Source organism: Pseudomonas sp. IT-P4 (genome assembly GCF_949767755.1).
In the GTDB taxonomy this organism is placed as follows: domain Bacteria; phylum Pseudomonadota; class Gammaproteobacteria; order Pseudomonadales; family Pseudomonadaceae; genus Aquipseudomonas; species Aquipseudomonas monachiensis.
In genome coordinates, this window is record NZ_CATKPX010000016.1 from 103,315 (window position 1) to 124,207 (window position 20,893).

Sequence of the window (20,893 nt, forward strand, 5' to 3'; positions counted from 1 at the left end):
TAGCCAACAGCGATTGTAAATTGGTCTTACCAATTATCCAAGAACGCTGATCAGTGCCTGACCAACAACAATTAGGGGCCACCCCATATGCAAACCTGGCAACAGCTCTATACCCCGCTCGGCAGCCTCGGCCTGTCCGCACTCGCCGCCGTCATCCCCATCGTGTTTTTCTTCCTGGCTTTGGCCGTGTTCCGCCTCAAAGGGCATGTGGCCGGCAGCATCACCCTGGCTTTGTCGATCCTGGTGGCGATCTTCGCCTTCCAGATGCCGGTCGACATGGCGTTCGCCGCCGCCGGGTATGGCTTCGCCTATGGCCTGTGGCCGATTGCCTGGATCATCGTGGCAGCGGTATTCCTCTACAAACTGACGGTCAAGAGCGGGCAGTTTGAAGTCATCCGCAGCTCGGTCCTGTCGATCACCGATGACCAGCGCCTGCAGGTCCTGCTGATCGGTTTCTGCTTCGGCGCCTTCCTCGAAGGTGCAGCCGGTTTTGGCGCACCCGTGGCGATTACCGCTGCGCTGCTGGTAGGTCTTGGCTTCAACCCGCTGTACGCCGCTGGCTTGTGCCTGATCGCCAACACGGCGCCGGTGGCATTCGGTGCCCTGGGCATTCCGATCATCGTTGCCGGCCAAGTCACCGGTATCGACGCGTTCAAGATCGGCGCCATGACCGGTCGCCAATTGCCACTGCTGTCGTTGTTCGTGCCATTCTGGCTGGTGTTCATGATGGACGGCCTGCGCGGCGTGCGGGAAACCTGGCCGGCAGCCCTGGTGGCCGGCTTGAGCTTTGCCGTGACCCAGTACTTCACCTCGAACTTCATCGGCCCGGAACTGCCGGACATCACCTCGGCCCTGGCCAGCCTGATTTCCCTGACCCTGTTCCTGAAAGTCTGGCAACCAAAACGCGCCGCCGGCCAACACATCGTCGGCGCTGTATCGGCCTCTGTGGTGAGCGCCAGTGTCGGTGGTTTCGGCCAGAAACGCACCACCGTGGCTTCGCCCTACAGCCTCGGGGAAATCTTCAAGGCCTGGTCGCCGTTTCTGATCCTGACCGTACTGGTCACCATCTGGACCCTGAAGCCGTTCAAGGCGATGTTCGCCGCCGGCGGTGCGATGTACAGCTTCGTATTCAACTTCGCCATCCCGCACCTTGACCAGATGGTGATCAAGGTCGCACCGATCGTGACCGCGCCAACCGCCCTTCCGGCAGTGTTCAAACTGGACCCGATTTCCGCCACCGGCACGGCGATTTTCTTCTCGGCCCTGATCTCCATGCTGGTGCTGAAGATCAACATCAAAACTGGTCTTACCACTTTCAAGGAGACCTTCTACGAACTGCGCTGGCCGATCCTGTCCATCGGCATGGTGCTGGCCTTCGCTTTCGTCACCAACTACTCGGGCATGTCCTCGACAATGGCCCTGGTATTGGCAGGCACCGGCGCGGCGTTCCCGTTCTTCTCGCCGTTCCTCGGCTGGCTGGGCGTGTTCCTCACTGGCTCCGATACGTCGTCCAACGCCCTGTTCAGTTCGCTGCAAGCGACCACTGCGCACCAGATCGGTGTCAACGACACCTTGCTGGTGGCGGCGAACACCAGCGGTGGCGTGACCGGCAAGATGATCTCACCACAATCGATCGCCGTGGCCTGTGCCGCGACCGGCCTGGTGGGCAAAGAATCGGATCTGTTCCGCTTCACCCTCAAGCACAGCCTATTCTTTGCAACGATTGTCGGCTTGATCACGTTGGCCCAGGCCTACTGGTTCACCGGCATGCTGGTGCACTAAGGGCTACAGGCAACACGATAAAAACCGACGCCGGGCCACGCCCCCGGCGTCCGCTATTCACACCCCGGTCTGTAAGGCTGCTGAAAGCTTCCGGCTCTATATTCAGCAGCCTCGACAGACGAATAACCGGGACCACCCGGAGACCGCCTGATGAGCGAGCTTTATTACAACGCCGTGCCGAATGCGACCCGTGTCGCCCCGCCACTGCCCGAGCCTCGGCAATACCCCAGCGAGAAACCGTCACGGGTCTACCTGTTCGGGACCTGCGTAGTCGATCTGTTCTACCCGCAAGCCGGGATGGATGCGATCCACCTGCTGGAGCGCGAAGGCATTCGTGTCGAATACCCGCAAGGGCAAAGCTGCTGCGGCCAACCGGCCTACACCTCCGGTTACACCGAACAGGCACGGACCGTGGCGCGCTCGCAACTGGCGTTGTTCGCCGGCGACTATCCGGTGGTGGTGCCGTCGGGTTCTTGCGCGGGCATGCTGCGCGAACATTACGCCGACTTGTTCAAAGACGAGCCGGATACGTTGAAACAGGTCCAGGCCCTGGCGGCCAGGACCTACGAGCTGGCCGAGTTTCTGTTGTTTGTCTGCAAGGTGCAGCTCAAGGACAGTGGCGAACCGGTAAAAGTGGCGCTGCACACCTCGTGCTCGGCACGCCGTGAAATGAACACCCACCTGCACGGCCGCGAGTTGTTGTCGCAACTAAGCAATGTGGAGCGGGTCAATCACGATCACGAAAGTGAGTGCTGTGGCTTTGGCGGGACATTCAGCGTCCGTATGCCAGACATTTCCGGCGCGATGGTGGCTGACAAGACCCGGGCGCTGAAGGAATCCGGCGCGCACAAGGTGTTGAGTGCCGACTGCGGCTGTTTGATGAACATCAACGGCTCGCTGGAAAAACAGCAGGAAGCGTTGCGCGGTCAGCATCTGGCCAGTTTCCTCTGGCAGCGAACCGGAGGTGCGAAATGAGCACCTCGACGATTATTCCTACGGTTGCCGTAGAAGAAGATTTCCGCACCCGCGCCCACAACGCACTGGGTGACGCGCAATTGCGAGGCAACTTTCGCAAGGCGATGGATTCACTGATGACCAAACGGGCAGCGGCGTTCAGCGATGCCCATGAAAGAGAACACTTGCGCGCACTGGGCAATGCAATCCGTGCCCGCGCGCTCTCCAAATTGCCCGACCTGCTCGAGCAACTGGAACAGAACCTGACCCGCAACGGTGTGACAGTGCACTGGGCGGAAACGGTGGACGAGGCCAATGGCATCGTCCTCTCGATCATCCGCGCTCACGAGGGGCGGCAAGTGATCAAGGGCAAATCGATGGTCAGCGAAGAAATGGAGATGAACCATTTCCTCGCTGATCGGGGCATTGAATGCCTGGAATCGGACATGGGCGAGTACATCGTCCAGCTCGACCACGAGAAGCCTTCACACATAATCATGCCGGCAATCCACAAGAACGCCGGTCAGGTCGCGTCCTTGTTCCACGACAAACTTGGCGTGGAATACACCAAGGACGTAGACCAACTCATTCAGATCGGCCGCAGAGTCCTGCGGCAGAAATTCTTCGAAGCGGACATCGGCGTCTCCGGCGTCAACTTCGCCGTGGCCGAAACCGGCACCCTGCTGCTGGTGGAAAACGAAGGCAACGGTCGCATGACCACCACGGTGCCTCCGGTACACATCGCCGTCACAGGTATCGAAAAAGTCGTGGAAAACCTGCGCGACGTGGTGCCGTTGCTGTCATTGCTGACCCGCTCGGCCCTGGGCATTCCGATCACCACCTACGTCAACATGATCTCCGGTCCGCGCAAGGAGCATGAACTCGACGGCCCGCAGGAAGTACACCTGGTACTGCTCGACAACGGCCGCAGCCAGGCCTTTGCCGACAGCGAACTGCGCCAGACCCTGAACTGCATTCGCTGCGGCGCCTGTATGAATCATTGCCCGGTCTACACCCGAATCGGCGGCCATGCCTATGGGGAGGTTTACCCCGGCCCTATCGGAAAAATCATCACCCCGCACATGGTCGGCCTGGCGAAAGTCCCGGATCACCCGAGCGCGTCTTCGCTGTGCGGTGCCTGCGGTGAAGTCTGCCCGGTGAAAATCCCGATCCCTGCTTTGCTGCGACGCCTGCGGGAAGAGAACGTCAAGGCCCCGGACAGCCCCCATCAAGTGATGCGCGGTCAGGGCAGCAAGTATTCGCGCAAGGAGCGGTTCATCTGGAACGCCTGGGCCAAGCTCAACAGTTCGCCGACGCTGTATCGCCTGTTCGGTTTCTTCGCCACCCGGTTGCGCGCCCTCACGCCGAGCAACGTCGGCCCATGGACGCAAAACCACAGCGCACCAAAACCCGCTGCCCGCTCGCTGCATGACATGGCCCGCGAACATCTGGCCAAACAGGGAGACCGCTGATGAGCGCCAAGCAAAATATCCTCGCCAAACTGCGCAAAAGCCTGACAGGCACCACGCCAGTGGCCGACAACTTCGATGTCGGTCTGGTGACCCAGCCTTACACCTACGCCCCTGAGCAGCGCATTGCGCAACTGCGCAAGTTGATGGAAGCGGTGCACACGGAAATACATCTGACGTCCGGCCAAGAGTGGCCGACGCTACTCGCGCAGTTGCTGCAGGACCGCCAGTTGCCAAGCCTGCTGATCGCACCGACAACGCCCCACGGTCAACGGATCACGCAGCACTGGGCGAATAATCCCGGCCTGCCAATGCTCAAGGCCTACGACCGTCCGGTTGAAGAATGGAAAGCCGAGCTGTTCAACGACACCCCGGCGAGCATCACTGGAACCCTCGGCGCCATCGCTGCCACGGGCAGCCTTATTCTCTGGCCGACCCGGGAAGAACCACGCCTGATGAGCCTGGTGCCACCGGTGCATTTCGCCCTGCTCAAGGCCAGTGAAATCCGCGACAACTTCTATCAGGTGCAGCAGGAGTTCGAATGGGCCCAAGGCATGCCGACCAACGCGTTGCTGGTATCCGGCCCGTCGAAAACCGCCGACATCGAACAAGTGCTGGCGTACGGCGCCCACGGTCCGAAGGACCTGGTGGTACTGATCCTGGAGGACCAATGAGTCTACCGGCTGCTTTCCTGCGTGATGCACAGCAACTGATCCCCCTAGAGCGACGTTTCGACGACCCGTTGTCGACCCTGGCCTTCGGCACCGACGCCAGCTTCTATCGCTTGATTCCGCAACTGGTGATCCGCGTCGAGTCCGAAGACGAAGTGGTCGCACTGCTGCAACTGGCGCAACGGGATCAGGTGCCGGTGACTTTCCGCGCCGCCGGCACCAGCCTCTCCGGCCAAGCCATCAGCGACTCGGTATTGATCGTGCTGGGGGATAACTGGAACGCTCGCGAGATCCGCGGCCAAGGCACGCAAATCCGCCTGCAACCGGGGGTGATCGGCGCCCAGGCCAATGCCTGGCTGGCACCGTTCGGGCGCAAGATCGGCCCGGACCCGGCCTCGATCAATGCCTGCAAGATCGGCGGCATCGTCGCCAACAATGCCAGCGGCATGTGCTGCGGCACGGCGCAAAACACCTATCACACCCTGGCCGGCATTCGTCTGGTGCTGGCCGACGGCAGTCGTCTCGACACTGAAGATACCGCCAGTGTCGCGGCGTTTCGCCAAAGCCACGCCGCCCTGCTGGAGCGCTTGGCGTCTCTGGGCCGCGAGACCCGGGCCAACGCCGAGCTGGCTGCGAAAATTCGCCACAAATACCGTCTGAAAAATACCACCGGCCTGTCGCTCAATGCCCTGGTGGATTTCGACGAGCCTGTGGATATCTTGAGCCACTTGCTGGTGGGCTCCGAGGGCACGCTCGGATTCATCAGTGCCGTGACCTACGACACCGTGATCGACCACCCGAACAAGGCCTCGGCGCTGATCGTGTTCCCGGATGTCGAAACCTGCTGCAACGCGGTCACCGTGTTGAAAAGCCAACCGGTATCGGCCGTGGAACTGCTGGACCGCCGCAGCCTGCGCTCGGTGCAGAACAAACCCGGCATGCCCGCTTTCGTACAGCATCTGTCGAACAATGCCTGCGCCTTGCTGATCGAATCCCGCGCTGCGTCGTCCACCTTACTGCACGAGCAACTGGCGCAGATCATGGCGTCGCTGAAGGCGTTCCCGGTGGAAAAGCAGGTCGACTTCACCGAAGACCCGCAGGAAAACGCCCGTCTCTGGGCCATCCGCAAGGACACCTTCCCGGCCGTCGGCGCCGTGCGCAAGACCGGCACCACGGTGATCATCGAAGACGTCACCTTTCCGGTCGAACAACTGGCTATCGGCGTCAACCGCCTGATCGAACTGTTCGACAAACATCACTACGACGAAGCGATCCTTTTCGGACACGCCCTGGAAGGCAATCTGCACTTCGTCTTCACCCAAGGCTTCAACAGCCCGGAAGAAGTCGCACGCTATCAGGCGTTCATGGACGACGTTGCGCAACTGGTGGCGGTGGAGTTCGGCGGTTCGCTCAAAGCCGAACACGGCACCGGGCGCAACATGGCGCCGTTCGTCGAACTGGAATGGGGCAGCGATGCCTACCAGTTGATGTGGCAACTCAAACGACTGCTCGACCCCAACGGCATTCTCAATCCGGACGTGGTGCTCAGCGAAGATCCACAGATCCACCTCAAGCACCTCAAGCCCTTGCCCGCCGCTGACGAGATTGTGGACAAGTGCATCGAATGCGGCTTCTGCGAACCGGTTTGCCCGTCGAAAGGACTGACCCTGAGCCCGCGCCAGCGCATCGTGATCTGGCGCGACATCCAGGCGAAGAAACGCGCGGGCATCGATACGTCCGAACTCGAAGCCGCCTACGACTATCAAGGCATCGACACCTGCGCCGCCACCGGCCTGTGCGCACAGCGTTGCCCTGTAGGCATCAATACCGGCGAGCTGGTGAAAAAGCTGCGTAGCCGGAAGGCGACGCATACGAAAACCGCCAACTGGCTCGAAGGAAATTTCGCCACGGCACTTCAAGGTGCACGCTTCACCCTGCACGTGGCCAATGGCGCGCGGATGTTGCTGGGGGCGCCGAGATTGGCGAAGTTGTCGGAGACGTTGACGCGCCTGTCCAAGGGTCAGGTCCCGCAATGGACCAACGCGATGCCGCAACCGGAAAAGGCCATTCGCTTCAGCCCGACGGTGATGGACGCGCGCCCGCGCGTGGTCTATCTGGCGGCCTGTGTGTCCCGCGCCATGGGGCCGGCAGCGGGCGATACGGAGCAAATGTCGCTGCACGACAAGACCCGTGGCCTGCTGGAAAAGGCCGGTTACCAGGTGGTGTTCCCGGACAACCTGGACAATCTGTGCTGCGGTCAGCCATTCGCCTCCAAAGGCTACGCCGAGCAAGCCGAGCACAAACGACAGGAACTGATCGGCGCCCTGCTCCACGCCAGCCGTGGCGGGCTCGACCCGATCTACTGCGACACCAGCCCCTGTACCTTGCGCCTGGTTCAAGACCTGGGGGAAGTCCGTCTGGACCTGTACGACCCGGTACGCTTCATCCGTACACACCTGATGGACCGCCTGGATTTCACGCCTCAGGAGGCGCCGATCGCCGTGCACGTAACCTGCAGCACCCAGCACCTCGGAGAAAGCCAGGCGTTGATCGACCTGGCGCGCAAGTGCAGCAAAAACGTGATTATTCCCGAGGGTATCCACTGCTGCGGCTTCGCCGGCGACAAGGGTTTCACCACCCCGGAACTGAACGCCCATTCGCTGCGCACGCTCAAGGACGCGGTGAAACAGTGCAGCGAGGGGATTTCCACCAGCCGCACCTGTGAGATCGGTCTGACGCAACATGGCGGCATTGACTACCACGGACTAGTCTATCTGGTGGACCGCGTTACCCAGGCTAGGGTGCCCTGATAGCAGGATCTAAAGGAGGGTGCATAAAGGTGCCCTTCGTTAATGCTTCTTGTCGGAATCGACAGCTCTACAGAAAAAAAGAACCCTGATGTGCCACCGCAGTCCACTGATCAAGCCCCGCAAATGCGGGATTTTCCCAAAACTCGGTAAACCGATTTGATGGCCAGCAATGCTGGACCTTCAGTTCAAGGAGAAACACATGAATCGTTCTGTGCTGTTAGGTTTGTTCGTTGCTGCTTCCATGATGGCTTCCACTTCGTTTGCGGCCGAAAAAGACCTATGCGCGGTCAACCTGCAAACCATCGAAAACGGCAAGGCACAGATTCCTCCGGAAATGACTGACCAGGTAAAAGCCTCTGTCGAGCAAGCCAAAGCCGACCAGGCAAAAGGCACCAAGGAAGGCACTGATGATTGCATCGCCGAGACCAACGACATCATCAAGGCCGTCACCGACTCGAAAAAAGGCGGGAAGTAACCCGGTTCACGGCCAACCTCCGGGTTGGCCTTCCGCGCCACGCTGGCGTACATCAACAACGGAGTACAGGCAGCCGGGAGTTCAAAGCCCGGCTGCACCCGCTACGAAGCAAACCAAAACCCGCCAGTTGCGGGTTTTGTTGCATCTGGGGTCTGGAAATTTGCCTACCATCGCTGGAAAAGCTCGACACACTTTCTTAAAAAACCGAATTCTTGCGTTGAATCGCAGTCTTTGAGGTAGGCCCCATCAGATCGTGGCTGATTTTTCGGGCTTGGCCTGGCTGTCCGCTCATACGCCAGCACCGAGACCATCAGCTCAAGGAGATACCCATGAAACGCACCACACTCGCTGGCCTGTTCATTGCTGCCGCCATGCTGGCCTCTCCTGTATTTGCTGCGGACAACAACCTTTGTACGAGCAAGTTGCAAGAGCTCAAAGGCAAAGTGAATGCGCTGCCGGCGACCGCCACAAACACCTCAATGGAGATCAAAAGGCTGATGTCCAGCGCCGAAGCCTCACAAGCCTCCGGGGACGACAAAAAATGCGTCACCGAGGCCACCCAGGCATTGGCACTTGCTGACAGTCAGGGCAACCAACCAAACCCATGATCTGTGGTGGTCAACCTTCGGGTTGGCCTTCCGGGGCGTGATGACGTACACTGTACAGGCCTGCTGCTCACTTGATTCACAGAGCATCAGGCTCGGGGCCGTTTAGGATTCGACGCCGGTTGCGAAACTTTAGGTGCATGCCGAGTTGGTAACAGAACTCGTAAATCCACTGTTGCAACTACTTATAGTTGCCAATGACGATAACTACGGCCAGGAATTCGCTCTCGCTGCGTAAGCAGCCTTAGCCCTGAGCTTCTGGTACCTTCGGGTCCAGCAATCACCAGGGGATGTCTGTAAACCCAAAGTGATTGTCATATAGAACAGAATCGCCGTGCAGTACGTTGTGGACGAAGCGGCTAAAACTTACACAACTCGCCCAAAGCACCCTGCCCGTCGGGTCGCTGAGGGTTAACTTAATAGACACGGCTACGCATGTAGTACCGACAGCGGAGTACTGGCGGACGGGGGTTCAAATCCCCCCGGCTCCACCAATTGAGACACCAACGAAGCCCGCCTTGTGCGGGCTTTGTTGTTTCTAGGCGCACCACAAGCCCAGTAACAGCCTGAAACAGAACCCACACTAACGATCAGTACTTGATATCCCGGGCCGTGCGACGGGTATCCTGCTTGGTGCTGCGCTTGTCCTGGCGACATTCCACGTTGCTCTTGTCGCTGCCCTTTCTGCATTCATCCTTGGTTTGCCGGGCAGTAGAGCGCCCATCCTGCCGGGTATCGCGAGCTTCACGCCGCTGCTCACCCTGCTCGGTCGCGTAGACGGGTAGCGTCACCCACTGCACGCCGGCGGCGATGAGCAGCGTTGCCAGGGCTTTCAAGTAGTGCTTGCGAATCATGATTTTTCTCCAATTCAACATCGCTCGATCGCTTCGTTCGCTCCCCCCAGGAATTCAGCGAAAACGTGAGTTACATCGTACGCCCACAACTCACAAAAGCACTTTGTGGCAGGTAAAAGCTGACGATAGGGTCACATGGACAGTCGCGCAATGCCGCTATGTGCATGGTTGCAATATGGGCACGGCAGGGTCGTCACTGGACCGGACGAGCGGGTTGGGGGTCAGGCTTTGGGGGCATCATTTCAAGCACACGGTGAGATCGAGTGACCTGTGATCGATGCAACGACTTCACCGCGTCCTAGGACATTTCCCGCAAGACGCATCGCCTTTCATGAACTGGCGGACGCATCTTCTCGACGATAGCCTTCAGGGGTCGCTGCAAATCAGCGATCGGCTTTGACAGGCTGAAAGTGTAATCTTCACACCTCCCAAATCAGCCAGCATGCATTCGCGCATGTAGTCACGATTATGGCGGCTGTGCGCGGGGCACCTTCGGGTGCACCGGGTTCTCACACTTCCGGTCTGTCAACCCGCGTATAGCTGCCACCCAATCCTGTTTGACAGCAGGGGATGGCAACTTCTCTAAACAGTGTGAGGAATGCCATCTTGAAAAAGAACAGCCCCAACCCCCCGGAAACCCCAGCCAATTTAGCTGAAGACAAAATCGACTTATCGAAAACCACCGAACCCGCCATCAGCGCCCGCCTCCGCAACCCCAATCAACTCGACCCCATCAGCCACGTCTTCACCCTGCGCCCCAACATCGACACACCGTCCCTGCTCACCCACGCCAGCGAAACCCTGGCCTCGCTCAACGTCATGAGCACCGACCTTGCCTGCGAACTTGAGAGTTCGCGTCGCAACATCGCCCTGGCGATCCAGCAGTTGGCCGTGCTGGCGCAATTGCTGGTGAACCGGGCACTGGACAACATCGCGCCACTCGACGAAGTGGAGGCTTGAGATGGATCGATACATGCCGATGACCGGCATCGACTGCACCATCGCGTCGCTGCTGATCGACACCGAAGCACCGCTGGATGTACTGCATGAAACAGCTGCCTACCGCATTCGAACCGCGACGCAATTGCTAGAGAGTTTCGCGGCTGATGAGGGTGTTTACAGCGAACTGGCGCGGGTGCTGGTCACGTCCCTGCGCGATGGTTGCGATTTGCTGGATGTGGTTGGGCGGCGGTTGCGGATGCAGGTTTGATCTCGGAAAACAAAATGGGCGACTTCCCTGAAGTCGCCCATTTTAATTGATGTTGAAACTACCCAAACGTCAGGGCGAAAGGGGCTGCCGCGTGCTGTATTGCCTTCACCACATGAGGCGCCTGCTCTCGAAACTCAGGGTAGCGCTTCAGCACCAACTCAACTGCCGCAAGCAATCGCTGAATCCGCAACTCAGGATGTTCCACCTCACACGTCTGTGCAAACTCCAACAACCCCTGACGGGAAGCAAACAACGACTTGTTACCCACAAGGTCTAGCGCCAAAACATCTTCAGGGATATAGGCCGTCGTATTAACGATGTCGTATGCCGGCGCGAGGCGCGCGTCACGTTGGGTCGGCTCCGAATAGAGCAAGCCGAAGTTCTTTAAATGAGCATCGCCGTTCCCAACGATGCAGCTCAGCGCTATGTAATCGAAAAGTTGATCAAGCGAGGTTCGTTGATTGTTTGCCGGGCAAAACAGCCGAATCGCTTTGGCTATGGCAGCATAGCTTTTGCTGTATTTCTGATCAGCCGAGAGCCCCATCAGTGCGGCCATGTCCTCGAATCCAATCGGGTTAAGCTGGTCGTCCCGATCAAAGCGACGCATGACAAACAGCCTTGCATTGTCGGACAGGTAAAACTGCGGGACTGGAATGCCCGCCTCCTTGGCAATGGACATGCAAAGGAACTCATTGATGGCCAGTCCTGGAAACTCATCCCGGCCACTCTTGATTATCAAGTCAGAGGTTTTCGAGGTGGCTCGTCGCAATTCGAAATCTTGCTGCTCAGGCACCAAAACCTTCGGCTGAACACCCGATATACCTGCCCGTAAAATATAGCGGTCAAGAAGGTCGGCGAAGATATCTTCCGCTCCATCCCAGGTGAGAATTTCTTCGAGTTTTTCTCCAGGGAACTGCTGTTCGCCAAGCAGGGCATCAACGGTTTCGGAATGCACCTGAATCCTGCCAATTGGCGAACTGCTGCCAGAAAGAGCAAGCAACAACATTGGATCGACATTTACGGTTTTCGCCAGGCGATTGCGCAACTGCTCCAACATATAGCCTTCAGGAAGGTTCATCTGGAATACGGGATGCAGATCCCGCCGACGAAACTCGTCAGCCCGCACGGGCATCGACAGACTGATGGAGGTGTTGGGTAAAGCGTCTTCTAGATAGCGAAAAATATAATTATCGCCGCTGGTGAGGATTCGGCCGCTATGGCCCTCTGGGGTACTGACTTTGAGGGAGGTCATTTTCATTCGAACAACTCCCCAAGCTCTTCAAGGGTCGGCATGGCCGCCGGTATAACGGTGAGCTCGCAGTCCAAAGCGCTCAAGACTCTTGCGTAAGCGTTCATGGCAACAGTATCGACACCCTGCTCGACAGCAATGACTTTCTGCCGCGTCAAACCGGCGAGCTCAGCAAGTCGAGCTTGTGTCAGACCGCGCCTGATACGCGTTTCACGTATTTGGCTACCGAGTCGGGATATCAGCAGGGCGTATTCCATGTTCAGTTACCGTGACATTTATATTTAAATGTATCGTATACAGAACATTATTGCGAATTTGCCTTACACCCCCGTCTCCCCCCACCAATATCCCCAACACAATCGACACCAACGCTGCCGCAAGGGCCGCTTGCGTGCCCGGTCGGAGGTCGACCTTGCCGCGGATCATTTGCCGTAGCGGTGTCGCAAGCTCTGGTACAGGGCCTTGATCCAGATGAATTTTTCTTCACCCCACCCCCTCACGCCAGCCTGTACATTGCCCTCGCTCATTCAAGAAACTACGGTTTGCCCGCCCTCCCGCGGGCTTTTTTTTGTCTGCGAATTCGCAATCCGAGACTCACTGAAGGTTTCCTCGGGTAACAAAAAACCCGCCCCCTTTCGAGATGCGGGTTTTGCGCTTCAACAACGACTCAATTCACAGGTTGAGTCTGAGTCGCCAACACCGGTTGTTCCGCTCTGGTGAGCACCGGCTGTTCCAGCCTCGCTCGCCCGTAAAACGCCAGCGCCGTCAGCAAACACGCCAGCCACACGAAGATACCGGCCCAGAAGGTGTGGGACATGTAGTGCCACCCTTGCAATACTCGCGTGGTGCCATAGATGAAACCGAGTGCCAGCGAGCCGTACATGATCGCTTTCGAATAGCGCCAGCGATAACGGCGAGCCACGAAGTACAACGCCAGCATGGTGAAGCCGCCCGACGCATGTCCGCCCGGCCAGCAGCGCCCCTCTCCAGCGACTTTCAGCAGGTCGAAATTCTCGTACCACTCGACGTGCTCCATTTTGCCGCCGTACAGGGTCGTCTCGATCGGGCAATACACGCTGGTGTGGCCCTTGAGGTAGTGAATGACCCCGGTGCTGATGGAGAACGCGAACACCACGTAGAGAAAGTCGCGTCGATGGCGGTTGGCAAAGCGCAGTACCGGTGCGACTTTGATTTTTTCCAGGAAGGCGATGATTTTCGCGTGTTTTTCAGCCTTCAGGCGTGGCCAGAGAAACGACAGCAAGACACCGATAATCGCAATTTCGCCGGTCCAGTTCGGAATGATTCGCGCCCATTTGTGGGTGATTTTTTCGAACAGATGGACCTGGTCCAACGGGTACGTCTGCGTCACCGGATCAAAAAAGTAATTGTTGAAAGCGATGTCGATGCTGGTCATGTCGAACATCAGGAACACCGCGACCGCGCAGGCCAGCGGAATACCAAAATTCATCCAGTAAAAGCGGTAGCGGGAAGCGGTCAGCATGCTCAGTCCTGATTCAAAGGGATGGTGAAATTCAACGGGGCGTCACCGTCGGCCAATCCGATGCTTCGATAAAGCCAAGCATGCGCGGAGCCTGTGGCGATTCGGCGGAGATAAACAGAGAGGCCCCGTAACCCAGGGTCGAAGTCGGCAAATGGAGCTCTTTTTCCAGTTGGTCCATGCATTCGCTGTGGGTCACCAGAATCATGTTGCGCCCGGCCACCTTGTGCGCCAGCGCGTCGCGCAGCATGGTGCCCTTGCAACTGATCAGCCAGTCTTCCCCCGCGCCAACCTTGTTGAACATGAAGTTGGCAGTCTGTGCAGTGCGCTGGATCGGGCTGTTGTAGATATCGACCTTGCCCAGGCCAAGGTGTTTGAACTGTGCCCCGAGGTTCTCGGCAACACGACGAGAACGCTCGGTAATGCCATCGTTGCCAACCAGGCAAGGCGCCGAGGAGTGATCGCAGCGCTCGACGTGGCGCACCAGAACGATCAGGTCGCCCTTGGCCCATCCGGTCATCAACGCCTGTGCACCGCTCACATTGCCGTGAGCCAGGTCCGGAACGGCGGCAGGTCGCAGCAAGAACACCGTCAACGGGATCACCAGCAGCGCCGAGGCCAACACTACCGCAGCGTTGCGATAACGGGCGAAGCGGCTCAGATCGATCGAGCGCTTTATCCCGAAAAGACTCAGTCTTAATTCCACATCACGCTGCCTCGCCAGCAAACACTGCCTCATTAGATCCCGGCAGGTTAAGGAAACGTGCGTCGGTGACTGGTGAAACGTTTGTGAAAAAAAGCTTAAAAGCGCTGTAAAAATTTTGTTACAGAATCCGTTCGGAAAAATCCTTTCAGCTCCCGGGATTGCTGCCGATACATCCTGCTTACACAGCTTGGCGGCTTCCAAAAAAAACAATCTTCCAGCCAACCGACGATAAAGAAGTACCAAGTTCCTGGAGGAATGAGATGAATAGCTGGTTCGGCAACATCAGCGTGAACCTGAAACTGGGCCTGGGGTTTGGCCTGGTCCTGGCACTGACCTGCGTCCTGGCCCTGACCGGCTGGACCAGCCTGGGCGGGTTGATCGACCGCAGCAACTGGATGAGTGACATCACCCAGCTCAACGCCGGCCTGACCAAGCTGCGCGTGGTTCGCCTGCAATACATGCTGACCAACGGCGACGAAACCGCCGCGCAGAACGTACAGACCACCCTCGACGCCTTCTCGGCCCAGCAGCAAGCCCTGCTGGCGAAGTTCAAGAGCCCGGAAAACCTCAAGCTGCTGCGCGAGCAAGGCGCCGTCATCGACGCCTACAGGACGTCCCTGGGCAAGATGCGCAGCGCCTATCGCGCCGGTAACAGCGCCCGCGACGCCATGAGTGCCAACGCCGAAACCGCCAACACGCTGATCAATGACATCAATGCCCGCGTGCAGCAAATGCCGTTGAGCGACCAGCGCTTCGAACAGTTCCAGGCCATCACCGCGGCCAAGGAAGCGTTCCTGCTGGCGCGCTACGAAGTGCGCGGCTACACCGCCAGTACCAATGCCGAGACCGAGCAAAAAGCCGTCGGCCAACTGGACGCCGCCATCGCCAGCCTGAAACCGCTGAACACGCATTTCGCCGACTCCCGGCAAGACGCCCTGCGTCAGCTGGAAACCGCGCTCGGCAACTACCGCAGCGCCTTGCAGGCCTATAAAGCCGCCAGCAATGACGCGGTGCAAGCGCGCAAGGAAATGACCGACCAGGGAGCGGCCATCGTGTCCCAGAGCGATCAGCTGTATCAAATCCAGCTCGACCGACGTGATGCCGAAAGCGCCCAGGCCCGGACCCTGCAACTGATCAGCACGTTGCTTGCACTGCTGGTGGGCATCATTGCCGCCGTGGTCATCACTCGCCAGATCACCCGGCCATTGCGCGAAACCCTGGCGGTGGTCGATCGCATCGCCAGCGGTGACCTGTCCCACAACGTGCTGGTCACCCGTCGCGACGAACTCGGCGTGTTGCAGCAAGGCATCGCGCGCATGGGTGTGACCCTGCGCGACTTGATCAGCGGCATCCGCGACGGCGTGACCCAGATCGCCAGCGCCGCCGAAGAGCTGTCGGCCGTGACCGAGCAGACCAGTGCCGGGGTCAACAGCCAGAAAGTCGAGACCGATCAGGTGGCCACCGCCATGCACGAGATGACCGCCACCGTGCAGGAAGTCGCGCGCAACGCCGAAGAAGCCTCGCAAGCCGCTGCGGCGGCGGACGGCGAAGCCCGTGAGGGTGACAAAGTGGTCAACGAAGCCATTGCCCAGATCGAGCGCCTGGCCAACGAAGTGGTGCGCTCCACCGAGGCCATGAGCGTGCTGCAAAAGGAAAGCGACAAGATCGGCAGCGTCATGGACGTGATCAAGGCCGTCGCCGAACAGACCAACCTGCTGGCACTCAATGCCGCCATTGAAGCGGCACGTGCCGGTGAAGCCGGTCGAGGTTTTGCGGTGGTGGCCGACGAGGTCCGCGGCCTGGCCCAGCGCACGCAGAAATCCACCGAGGAAATCGAAGGCCTGGTGGCCGGCCTGCAGAACGGCACGCAACAAGTGTCGGCGGTGATGAACAACAGTCGTGTCCTCACCGACAGCAGCGTGGCCCTGACCCGCAAGGCCGGCGAGTCACTGGAGAACATCACCCGCACGGTGTCCAACATCCAGTCGATGAACCAGCAGATCGCCGCCGCTGCCGAACAGCAAAGCGCCGTGGCCGAAGAGATCAGCCGCAGCATCATCAACGTGCGCGATGTGTCCGAACAGACCGCAGCGGCGAGCGATGAGACCGCCAAGTCCAGCATTGAACTGGCGCGGCTGGGTGGTCAATTGCAGCAGATGGTGAGCCACTTCCGCGTCTGACATTCGCCTTGCGGTGAATGAAAGATCCCTTCGCGAGCAGGCTCGCTCCCACAAGTAAGGTGTCGAACACAGAATCTGTGAATGACCCAAAACCCTGTGGGAGCGTGGCTTGCCCGCGATGGCTATCTATCTGACTGCGCAGATACTCAGGCCTCCCAAGGATTGATGACATCAATCCCGGGAAATCCGAAGTCGCGAATGTTGCGGGTGGCTATGGCAGCCCCATGGCTTCGGCAAATGGCGGCAATTTGCGCATCTGCCATTGAAACCGCACGCCCATTGGCTTCAGCACCTGCTGTCAGCGTTGCGTACTCAACAGCGGCATGAGCATCGAACGGCAAAATGCGTCCGGCAAAGTCTTCTTCGAACATGGCCATGGCATGGGCTTCAAGTTTCTGTTTGCGCTTGCCAGAAGGCAGGCGTGCGATGCCGTGGAGAATTTCCGCCACCGTTACCGCACTGACTGCCAGATCCATCGCCGGCTGCGCATCAACCCAGGCAAGCACCCGGGTTTCAGGCTCGACTCGCATAAATTCTGAAAGAACGTTGGTATCGAGCACTATCATTCAGAGAAATCCACCGCCGTTGCCTTCTCTGAACGCTCTGGCAGATCAAGCTCGACGCCTCCGAGAGCGCTGAATCTGTTGCGGATCCTGCTTCCAAGTCCACCAGCGCGATCAACAGTCGCCAAAGCCCGACCCAGAATCAGGCGAGCCTCTTCTTCCATGGAATGTCCGTTATGAGCTGCTGTGATACGCAACTGCTCCTTGAGCTTCTCATCAAGGTTTCTAATTGTGATGCTGGCCATGATGCCTCCTGCAATCAATGAAATCATTGATTGCAGACTAGCACATCCTGACAAACCAGAACCCGGCCATCTTCCCAATGGCCAATATCACCGAGTCCCGCGCTGGCGCAATGCCGATGGCATGAAGTACGCGTCTTCCGGCACCGGTTGGGCGAAGTCCACTGTGGCCGGCTCTTCGTTGTCCAGGTTCTGCACGTAGTAACGACGCGCCTGCAAGTCATGGAATACGTCCAGTGCGCTCCAGGTGGTGGGCAGGTCGTAGAAGTTTTTCAGGTAGGCCATCGACACCCGCCACAACTCCCCTCGCCCGTCGTATTGGTCCACCAGGGCGGCGCCCCAACTGTCCTCGTCCAGAAACAGCACGCGCTTGGAATAGATATGCCGCGCACCCGGCTTGAGCGTGCCTTCGACCACCCAGACCCGATGCAGCTCATAACGGGTGAATTGCGGGTTGAGGTGGCCCGGTGTGAGCAACTGCTCGTACTTCACCTCAGGGCTGCCGACTTTGTAATTGTTATAGGGAATGTAGACCTCTTGCTTGCCCTTGAGCTTCCAGTCGTAGCGGTCTGGCGAGCCGTTGAACATGTCCGTATCGTCCGCCGTGCGCAGGCCGTCGGATGAGGCGATCGGGGTGTCATACGCGAGGTTCGGCGCCCGGCGTACACGGCGTTGGCCCGCGTCGTAGACCCAGGCCTGGCGCGGGTCCTTGAGCTGGTCCAGGGTCTCGTGAACCAATGCCGCACCGCCCGCCAGCCGGGCCGGGCTCTTCACGAATGCCAGGTAGTAGAACAGGATGTTTTTCAGGTCGGCAAACTGGCCACCCGGGCGGTAATAGTTGAAGAGCCCCTCTTGCTGCGAGGTTACAAGCGCGAAGCTGCCGTTGCGTTGTACCGGCGCTTCGGAAGCACGACGGACCACATAGATGCCGCGATAACGGGTGATGTGGTTCCACAGCACCTCGATGCCATCCTTGGGCACCGGGAACGGCACGCCGCCGTAGCCTTCGGCAAAACCGGTCCCGCCATCGAGCAGCTTGGCCGAGGTCGCGTTTTTCAAGGTGTTGTCGTACAGCCACTGCGGTGCCGAGCCCGACCGGCGAGAGGGATAGACCGGCATCTGGAAGGTGTCGGGGTAGCTGTTGAACAGTGCGATCTGACCCGGGCTGAGGTGGGCCTTGTACTGTTCAAGGTTGGCTTTGGTGATGGTGAACAGCGGCTTGTCCGCCGCATAGGGGTCCAGGTGATGCTGGCCCGGCTTATAGCCTGCCGGCGCCTGGGTGATACCGCCGTTCCAGGCCGGAATGGTCCCGGCCGCGTTGCCGGCACGCTCGGCCCCCATTGGCGTCAGGGTGGTTTTCAGTTGCTCGGCTTGCTGGGGCGTGATCGCAGCAAGTGCGCTGCCGGCGGCCAGGCTCAGGAACAGCGCCAGCGTGGTCTTGGTCAGTTGTGGAAGGTCAAACATGGACGTTCTCCGAAATAAAAACAGCCGTCTGGGAGTGCGGTCTGCAATACACAAAAGATCCAATGTGGGAGCGGGCTTGCTCGCGAAGAGGGCGGCACATCCAGCGCAGATGTCGCCTGACACACCGCTTTCGCGAGCAAGCCCGCTCCCACAAGGGGTTGTGCGCAGCAATCAAAGGAAGTACTTGAGGTTGAAGCCGACGTTGTCGCGATCACGCAGGCCGTTGTCCTGCCCGCCGCCGTAGAATTCGGTGTATTGCAACTCGGCCTCCAGCTTGTTCTGGTAGTTGGCCTTGATCCCCAGGGTGTAGGCCTTGCGGCCCTCGATGATGTTGCCCGCCTGGTAGCTGTTGCCCTCGAAGTCATCCTTGTAGACGACATAAGGCGAGACGTTGACCCCGGCATACACGTCGTTCCAGGTGCCGTTGAGCATCGCGGTGTAGCTGTAGGAGTTGCGGTTGACCTGGTCGCTGCGCTCGCCGCCGGACACATAGGAAAAGTTACCGGTGCCAGCGTAGTAACGGGTACTGCCGTCATACGCGGTGTATTGCAGGCTGCTGCCGCGCAGGTGCTCGGACGCCAGCTCGAATACGCCGAACAGCGAGTCGAATGACAGGCTCGGGCCAAAGTTGTAAATGGTGCCCAGGGACGTGTTGAACGCTTCCACCCGCTCGGCGTTATTGATCTGGCTGTCGAGCGTGACCTGCTGCCCGCCGATGTTGATGGTCTGGCCGCCTGCCGCTGCAGCGGCGCTGTTGGCCAGGTCGCCGATCAGGTCGTTGGTGGCGGCGACCCCGATGGGCAGGTTCGGCCGATAGGCCACTTCACCGAACACCGACGCCTGGCCCAGGGTGGTGTTGAAACTGAAGCCGTACATGCGGATGTCTTCGGCGTAGCGCCGATGCGCCTGGATATTGCCCAGCACATCCATGGTCGCCAGGCCATTGGCCAATTGCCCCGCCTGGCTGCCGGCGACACCGGTCAACAGGTTGGTCAGGGCATTCATGTCGATGCCCTGGTACCCGCCCAGATCGGCGGAAATGGTCGGCTCCTTGGCGTGGTAGTTGACCATGTACAACCCGAACTCGGTGCTGTTGAGTTCTTCTGCGATGTAGCGAAAAGCGAAACCGAACTGGCCGTCGTTGCGCGCATTGAAATCCTTGCCGACCGTGGCCACTTTGACGGTGTTGCCAAAGGCCGGGGTGACCCCGTTGGCGTACAGGCCGGTGGTGCTCAGGGCCTGGTTGAGCAACGGGTTGTTGCCCAGCGCGCTGTACAGATCGATCACGTTGCCGAAGCCAGGCACCGGGGTGTCCAGCGCGGTACCGCTGAAGTTGTTGTAGGCGGTGTTGCCGCCGTCGGCGAACAGGTCCGTCTGCGAGTAGAACGTACCGACCGGGTCGATGCGGGTTTCCTTCCAGTTCGTCTGGTAGAAGCTTTCCATGGTCAGGCTGTCGGTCAGGCCAATGTTGAAGCTCAGCGCTTCCACCGGTACCAGCACTTCCTTGACTTCAGCCCCGGGCAGACGGTACTTGGCCGCATCCACCGGGTTGGTGGTGTTGATCCCGCCACGGTAGAAAATCCCCTCGCCCCAGTTGAACACCTGGCGCCCTATGCGTGCCGTGAGCGGCATCTGCGCGACGTCCCAGTTGCCGTAGAGGTAGGCGTCGAGCATCTCCACCCGGCTGCCGGCGATATCGCGGGTCTGGTCCGTGAAGTGGTCGTCCTGCGGGAAACTCTGGCTGGGTTGCGACGGGTTGTTGTTGCGGTAGTAATCGTTGCGCTTGTCCATCAGTTGGGTGTCATAGAACGCGGTGCCGCGCACGAACATCCCGTAGTTCTGATAGTTGGCCTCGAGCTCCGAGGTGATCTTGTACACCTCGGAAACCAGCCCGGTGTCGAAGTTGCGATTGCCGTCGTTGGTGTTGACGTCATCGTTGTTCTTGTCCCGGCCCTGGACCCGCCACAAACGGCCATAAGACAGGGTACTGTCGAATGAACCGGTGATCTGGTTGTCCAGCACGCTGAACTCCTTGGCCTGCACGCCGTCGACCGCGCACAGTTGCAGCAGCCCTGCCAGGCCCACGCCGGGAAGCGCCGCGCCAGACAGGCGAAATCGAGTGCTCATGATCCTTTCCTCTTTCCCTGGTTTTATTGTTTTT

19 protein-coding genes, 1 other RNA gene and 2 pseudogenes are annotated in these 20,893 nt (G+C 59.2%); 13 read left to right on the forward strand and 9 right to left on the reverse strand.

What is annotated here, in order from left to right; all coding sequences use genetic code 11:
* The first annotated feature begins 87 nt into the window (after nt 1-87).
* The 8 genes from ACM6IT_RS02910 to ssrA all read left to right on the forward strand — a co-directional run bounded on the left by ACM6IT_RS02910 (nt 88) and on the right by ssrA (nt 9,260).
* Entirely contained in the window at nt 88-1,782 is a 1,695-nt protein-coding gene (locus tag ACM6IT_RS02910) for a lactate permease LctP family transporter (RefSeq protein WP_056728206.1), read from the forward strand.
* 150 nt (nt 1,783-1,932) lie between these two features.
* On the forward strand, nt 1,933-2,757 hold the full coding sequence (locus ACM6IT_RS02915; protein ID WP_056728203.1) for a (Fe-S)-binding protein: 825 nt from the start codon (nt 1,933-1,935) through the stop codon (nt 2,755-2,757).
* The gene (locus ACM6IT_RS02920) at nt 2,754-4,208 is read left to right on the forward strand and encodes a LutB/LldF family L-lactate oxidation iron-sulfur protein (protein WP_056728201.1); all 1,455 of its coding nucleotides are present in this window, start codon (nt 2,754-2,756) and stop codon (nt 4,206-4,208) included. Before ACM6IT_RS02915 ends, ACM6IT_RS02920 begins: the two co-directional genes overlap by 4 nt.
* Nucleotides 4,208-4,879: a LutC/YkgG family protein gene (locus tag ACM6IT_RS02925; RefSeq protein ID WP_414917465.1), complete on the forward strand. Its 672-nt coding sequence runs from the start codon at nt 4,208-4,210 to the stop codon at nt 4,877-4,879. The genes ACM6IT_RS02920 and ACM6IT_RS02925 overlap by 1 nt, the downstream gene beginning before the upstream one ends.
* On the forward strand, nt 4,876-7,686 hold the full coding sequence (locus ACM6IT_RS02930) for an FAD-binding and (Fe-S)-binding domain-containing protein (RefSeq protein WP_414917466.1): 2,811 nt from the start codon (nt 4,876-4,878) through the stop codon (nt 7,684-7,686). The genes ACM6IT_RS02925 and ACM6IT_RS02930 overlap by 4 nt, the downstream gene beginning before the upstream one ends.
* 199 nt (nt 7,687-7,885) lie before the next feature.
* Entirely contained in the window at nt 7,886-8,161 is a 276-nt protein-coding gene (locus tag ACM6IT_RS02935; protein WP_056728196.1) for a hypothetical protein, read from the forward strand.
* Nucleotides 8,162-8,490: 329 nt separating this feature from the next.
* Nucleotides 8,491-8,769: a hypothetical protein gene (locus tag ACM6IT_RS02940; RefSeq protein ID WP_056728194.1), complete on the forward strand. Its 279-nt coding sequence runs from the start codon at nt 8,491-8,493 to the stop codon at nt 8,767-8,769.
* 94 nt (nt 8,770-8,863) lie between these two features.
* Nucleotides 8,864-9,260, forward strand: a transfer-messenger RNA (tmRNA) gene (ssrA, locus tag ACM6IT_RS02945).
* 96 nt (nt 9,261-9,356) lie between these two features.
* Here ssrA and ACM6IT_RS02950 read toward each other — a convergent pair.
* A complete protein-coding gene (locus ACM6IT_RS02950; protein ID WP_056728174.1) occupies nt 9,357-9,620 on the reverse strand; it encodes a hypothetical protein in 264 nt (87 codons plus the stop codon).
* 181 nt (nt 9,621-9,801) lie between these two features.
* On the opposite strand from ACM6IT_RS02950, the pseudogene ACM6IT_RS02955 reads away from it, so the two are divergent.
* The 3 genes and pseudogenes from ACM6IT_RS02955 to ACM6IT_RS02965 all read left to right on the forward strand — a co-directional run.
* Nucleotides 9,802-9,894: pseudogene (locus ACM6IT_RS02955) on the forward strand (hydrolase); the annotation flags it as partial.
* A gap of 332 nt (nt 9,895-10,226) precedes the next feature.
* Nucleotides 10,227-10,580: a DUF6124 family protein gene (locus ACM6IT_RS02960; protein WP_414917467.1), complete on the forward strand. Its 354-nt coding sequence runs from the start codon at nt 10,227-10,229 to the stop codon at nt 10,578-10,580.
* A gap of 1 nt (nt 10,581) precedes the next feature.
* The gene (locus ACM6IT_RS02965; protein ID WP_056728170.1) at nt 10,582-10,830 is read left to right on the forward strand and encodes a hypothetical protein; all 249 of its coding nucleotides are present in this window, start codon (nt 10,582-10,584) and stop codon (nt 10,828-10,830) included.
* A 58-nt stretch (nt 10,831-10,888) separates the two neighbouring features.
* On the opposite strand, the gene ACM6IT_RS02970 is transcribed toward ACM6IT_RS02965, so the two are convergent.
* From ACM6IT_RS02970 to ACM6IT_RS02985, 4 genes are all read right to left on the reverse strand, one after another.
* Complete coding sequence (locus tag ACM6IT_RS02970; RefSeq protein ID WP_414913704.1) at nt 10,889-12,088, reverse strand: type II toxin-antitoxin system HipA family toxin; 1,200 nt, start codon at nt 12,086-12,088, stop codon at nt 10,889-10,891.
* On the reverse strand, nt 12,085-12,336 hold the full coding sequence (locus ACM6IT_RS02975; RefSeq protein ID WP_414913705.1) for a helix-turn-helix domain-containing protein: 252 nt from the start codon (nt 12,334-12,336) through the stop codon (nt 12,085-12,087). Before ACM6IT_RS02975 ends, ACM6IT_RS02970 begins: the two co-directional genes overlap by 4 nt.
* A 410-nt stretch (nt 12,337-12,746) precedes the next feature.
* Entirely contained in the window at nt 12,747-13,580 is an 834-nt protein-coding gene (locus ACM6IT_RS02980) for a phosphatase PAP2 family protein (RefSeq protein ID WP_414917468.1), read from the reverse strand.
* A 31-nt stretch (nt 13,581-13,611) separates the two neighbouring features.
* Nucleotides 13,612-14,283 (reverse strand): histidine phosphatase family protein, encoded by a 672-nt coding sequence (locus ACM6IT_RS02985; protein WP_056728588.1) that lies wholly within the window; start codon nt 14,281-14,283, stop codon nt 13,612-13,614.
* 395 nt (nt 14,284-14,678) lie between these two features.
* Here ACM6IT_RS02985 and ACM6IT_RS02990 point away from each other — a divergent pair.
* A pseudogene (locus ACM6IT_RS02990) lies at nt 14,679-15,557 on the forward strand (methyl-accepting chemotaxis protein); the annotation flags it as partial.
* A 201-nt stretch (nt 15,558-15,758) separates the two neighbouring features.
* The gene (locus ACM6IT_RS02995; RefSeq protein ID WP_409078340.1) at nt 15,759-16,463 is read left to right on the forward strand and encodes a methyl-accepting chemotaxis protein; all 705 of its coding nucleotides are present in this window, start codon (nt 15,759-15,761) and stop codon (nt 16,461-16,463) included.
* Between the two features lie 146 nt (nt 16,464-16,609).
* Here the strand turns inward: ACM6IT_RS02995 and ACM6IT_RS03000 are convergent, their stop codons facing one another.
* The 4 genes from ACM6IT_RS03000 to ACM6IT_RS03015 form a co-directional block, all read right to left on the reverse strand.
* Nucleotides 16,610-17,029: a type II toxin-antitoxin system VapC family toxin gene (locus ACM6IT_RS03000; protein WP_414913707.1), complete on the reverse strand. Its 420-nt coding sequence runs from the start codon at nt 17,027-17,029 to the stop codon at nt 16,610-16,612.
* The gene (locus ACM6IT_RS03005; protein WP_046038645.1) at nt 17,026-17,271 is read right to left on the reverse strand and encodes a FitA-like ribbon-helix-helix domain-containing protein; all 246 of its coding nucleotides are present in this window, start codon (nt 17,269-17,271) and stop codon (nt 17,026-17,028) included. Before ACM6IT_RS03005 ends, ACM6IT_RS03000 begins: the two co-directional genes overlap by 4 nt.
* Before the next feature lie 87 nt (nt 17,272-17,358).
* Complete coding sequence (locus tag ACM6IT_RS03010; RefSeq protein WP_414917469.1) at nt 17,359-18,732, reverse strand: DUF1329 domain-containing protein; 1,374 nt, start codon at nt 18,730-18,732, stop codon at nt 17,359-17,361.
* A 171-nt stretch (nt 18,733-18,903) separates the two neighbouring features.
* Entirely contained in the window at nt 18,904-20,859 is a 1,956-nt protein-coding gene (locus ACM6IT_RS03015) for a DUF1302 domain-containing protein (RefSeq protein WP_414917470.1), read from the reverse strand.
* Between the last annotated feature and the right edge of the window lie 34 nt (nt 20,860-20,893).

Excerpts from the sequence above, each read along its gene's own strand:
- ACM6IT_RS02910 (WP_056728206.1), top strand. The coding sequence starts at position 88 with ATGCAAACCTGGCAACAGCTCTATACCCCGCTCGGCAGCCTCGGCCTG.
- ACM6IT_RS02915 (WP_056728203.1), top strand. The coding sequence starts at position 1,933 with ATGAGCGAGCTTTATTACAACGCCGTGCCGAATGCGACCCGTGTCGCC.
- ACM6IT_RS02920 (WP_056728201.1), top strand. The coding sequence starts at position 2,754 with ATGAGCACCTCGACGATTATTCCTACGGTTGCCGTAGAAGAAGATTTC.
- ACM6IT_RS02925 (WP_414917465.1), top strand. The coding sequence starts at position 4,208 with ATGAGCGCCAAGCAAAATATCCTCGCCAAACTGCGCAAAAGCCTGACA.
- ACM6IT_RS02930 (WP_414917466.1), top strand. The coding sequence starts at position 4,876 with ATGAGTCTACCGGCTGCTTTCCTGCGTGATGCACAGCAACTGATCCCC.
- ACM6IT_RS02935 (WP_056728196.1), top strand. The coding sequence starts at position 7,886 with ATGAATCGTTCTGTGCTGTTAGGTTTGTTCGTTGCTGCTTCCATGATG.
- ACM6IT_RS02940 (WP_056728194.1), top strand. The coding sequence starts at position 8,491 with ATGAAACGCACCACACTCGCTGGCCTGTTCATTGCTGCCGCCATGCTG.
- ACM6IT_RS02950 (WP_056728174.1), bottom strand. The coding sequence starts at position 9,620 with ATGATTCGCAAGCACTACTTGAAAGCCCTGGCAACGCTGCTCATCGCC.
- ACM6IT_RS02965 (WP_056728170.1), top strand. The coding sequence starts at position 10,582 with ATGGATCGATACATGCCGATGACCGGCATCGACTGCACCATCGCGTCG.
- ACM6IT_RS02970 (WP_414913704.1), bottom strand. The coding sequence starts at position 12,088 with ATGAAAATGACCTCCCTCAAAGTCAGTACCCCAGAGGGCCATAGCGGC.
- ACM6IT_RS02975 (WP_414913705.1), bottom strand. The coding sequence starts at position 12,336 with ATGGAATACGCCCTGCTGATATCCCGACTCGGTAGCCAAATACGTGAA.
- ACM6IT_RS02980 (WP_414917468.1), bottom strand. The coding sequence starts at position 13,580 with ATGCTGACCGCTTCCCGCTACCGCTTTTACTGGATGAATTTTGGTATT.
- ACM6IT_RS02995 (WP_409078340.1), top strand. The coding sequence starts at position 15,759 with ATGACCGCCACCGTGCAGGAAGTCGCGCGCAACGCCGAAGAAGCCTCG.
- ACM6IT_RS03000 (WP_414913707.1), bottom strand. The coding sequence starts at position 17,029 with ATGATAGTGCTCGATACCAACGTTCTTTCAGAATTTATGCGAGTCGAG.
- ACM6IT_RS03005 (WP_046038645.1), bottom strand. The coding sequence starts at position 17,271 with ATGGCCAGCATCACAATTAGAAACCTTGATGAGAAGCTCAAGGAGCAG.
- ACM6IT_RS03010 (WP_414917469.1), bottom strand. The coding sequence starts at position 18,732 with ATGTTTGACCTTCCACAACTGACCAAGACCACGCTGGCGCTGTTCCTG.
- ACM6IT_RS03015 (WP_414917470.1), bottom strand. The coding sequence starts at position 20,859 with ATGAGCACTCGATTTCGCCTGTCTGGCGCGGCGCTTCCCGGCGTGGGC.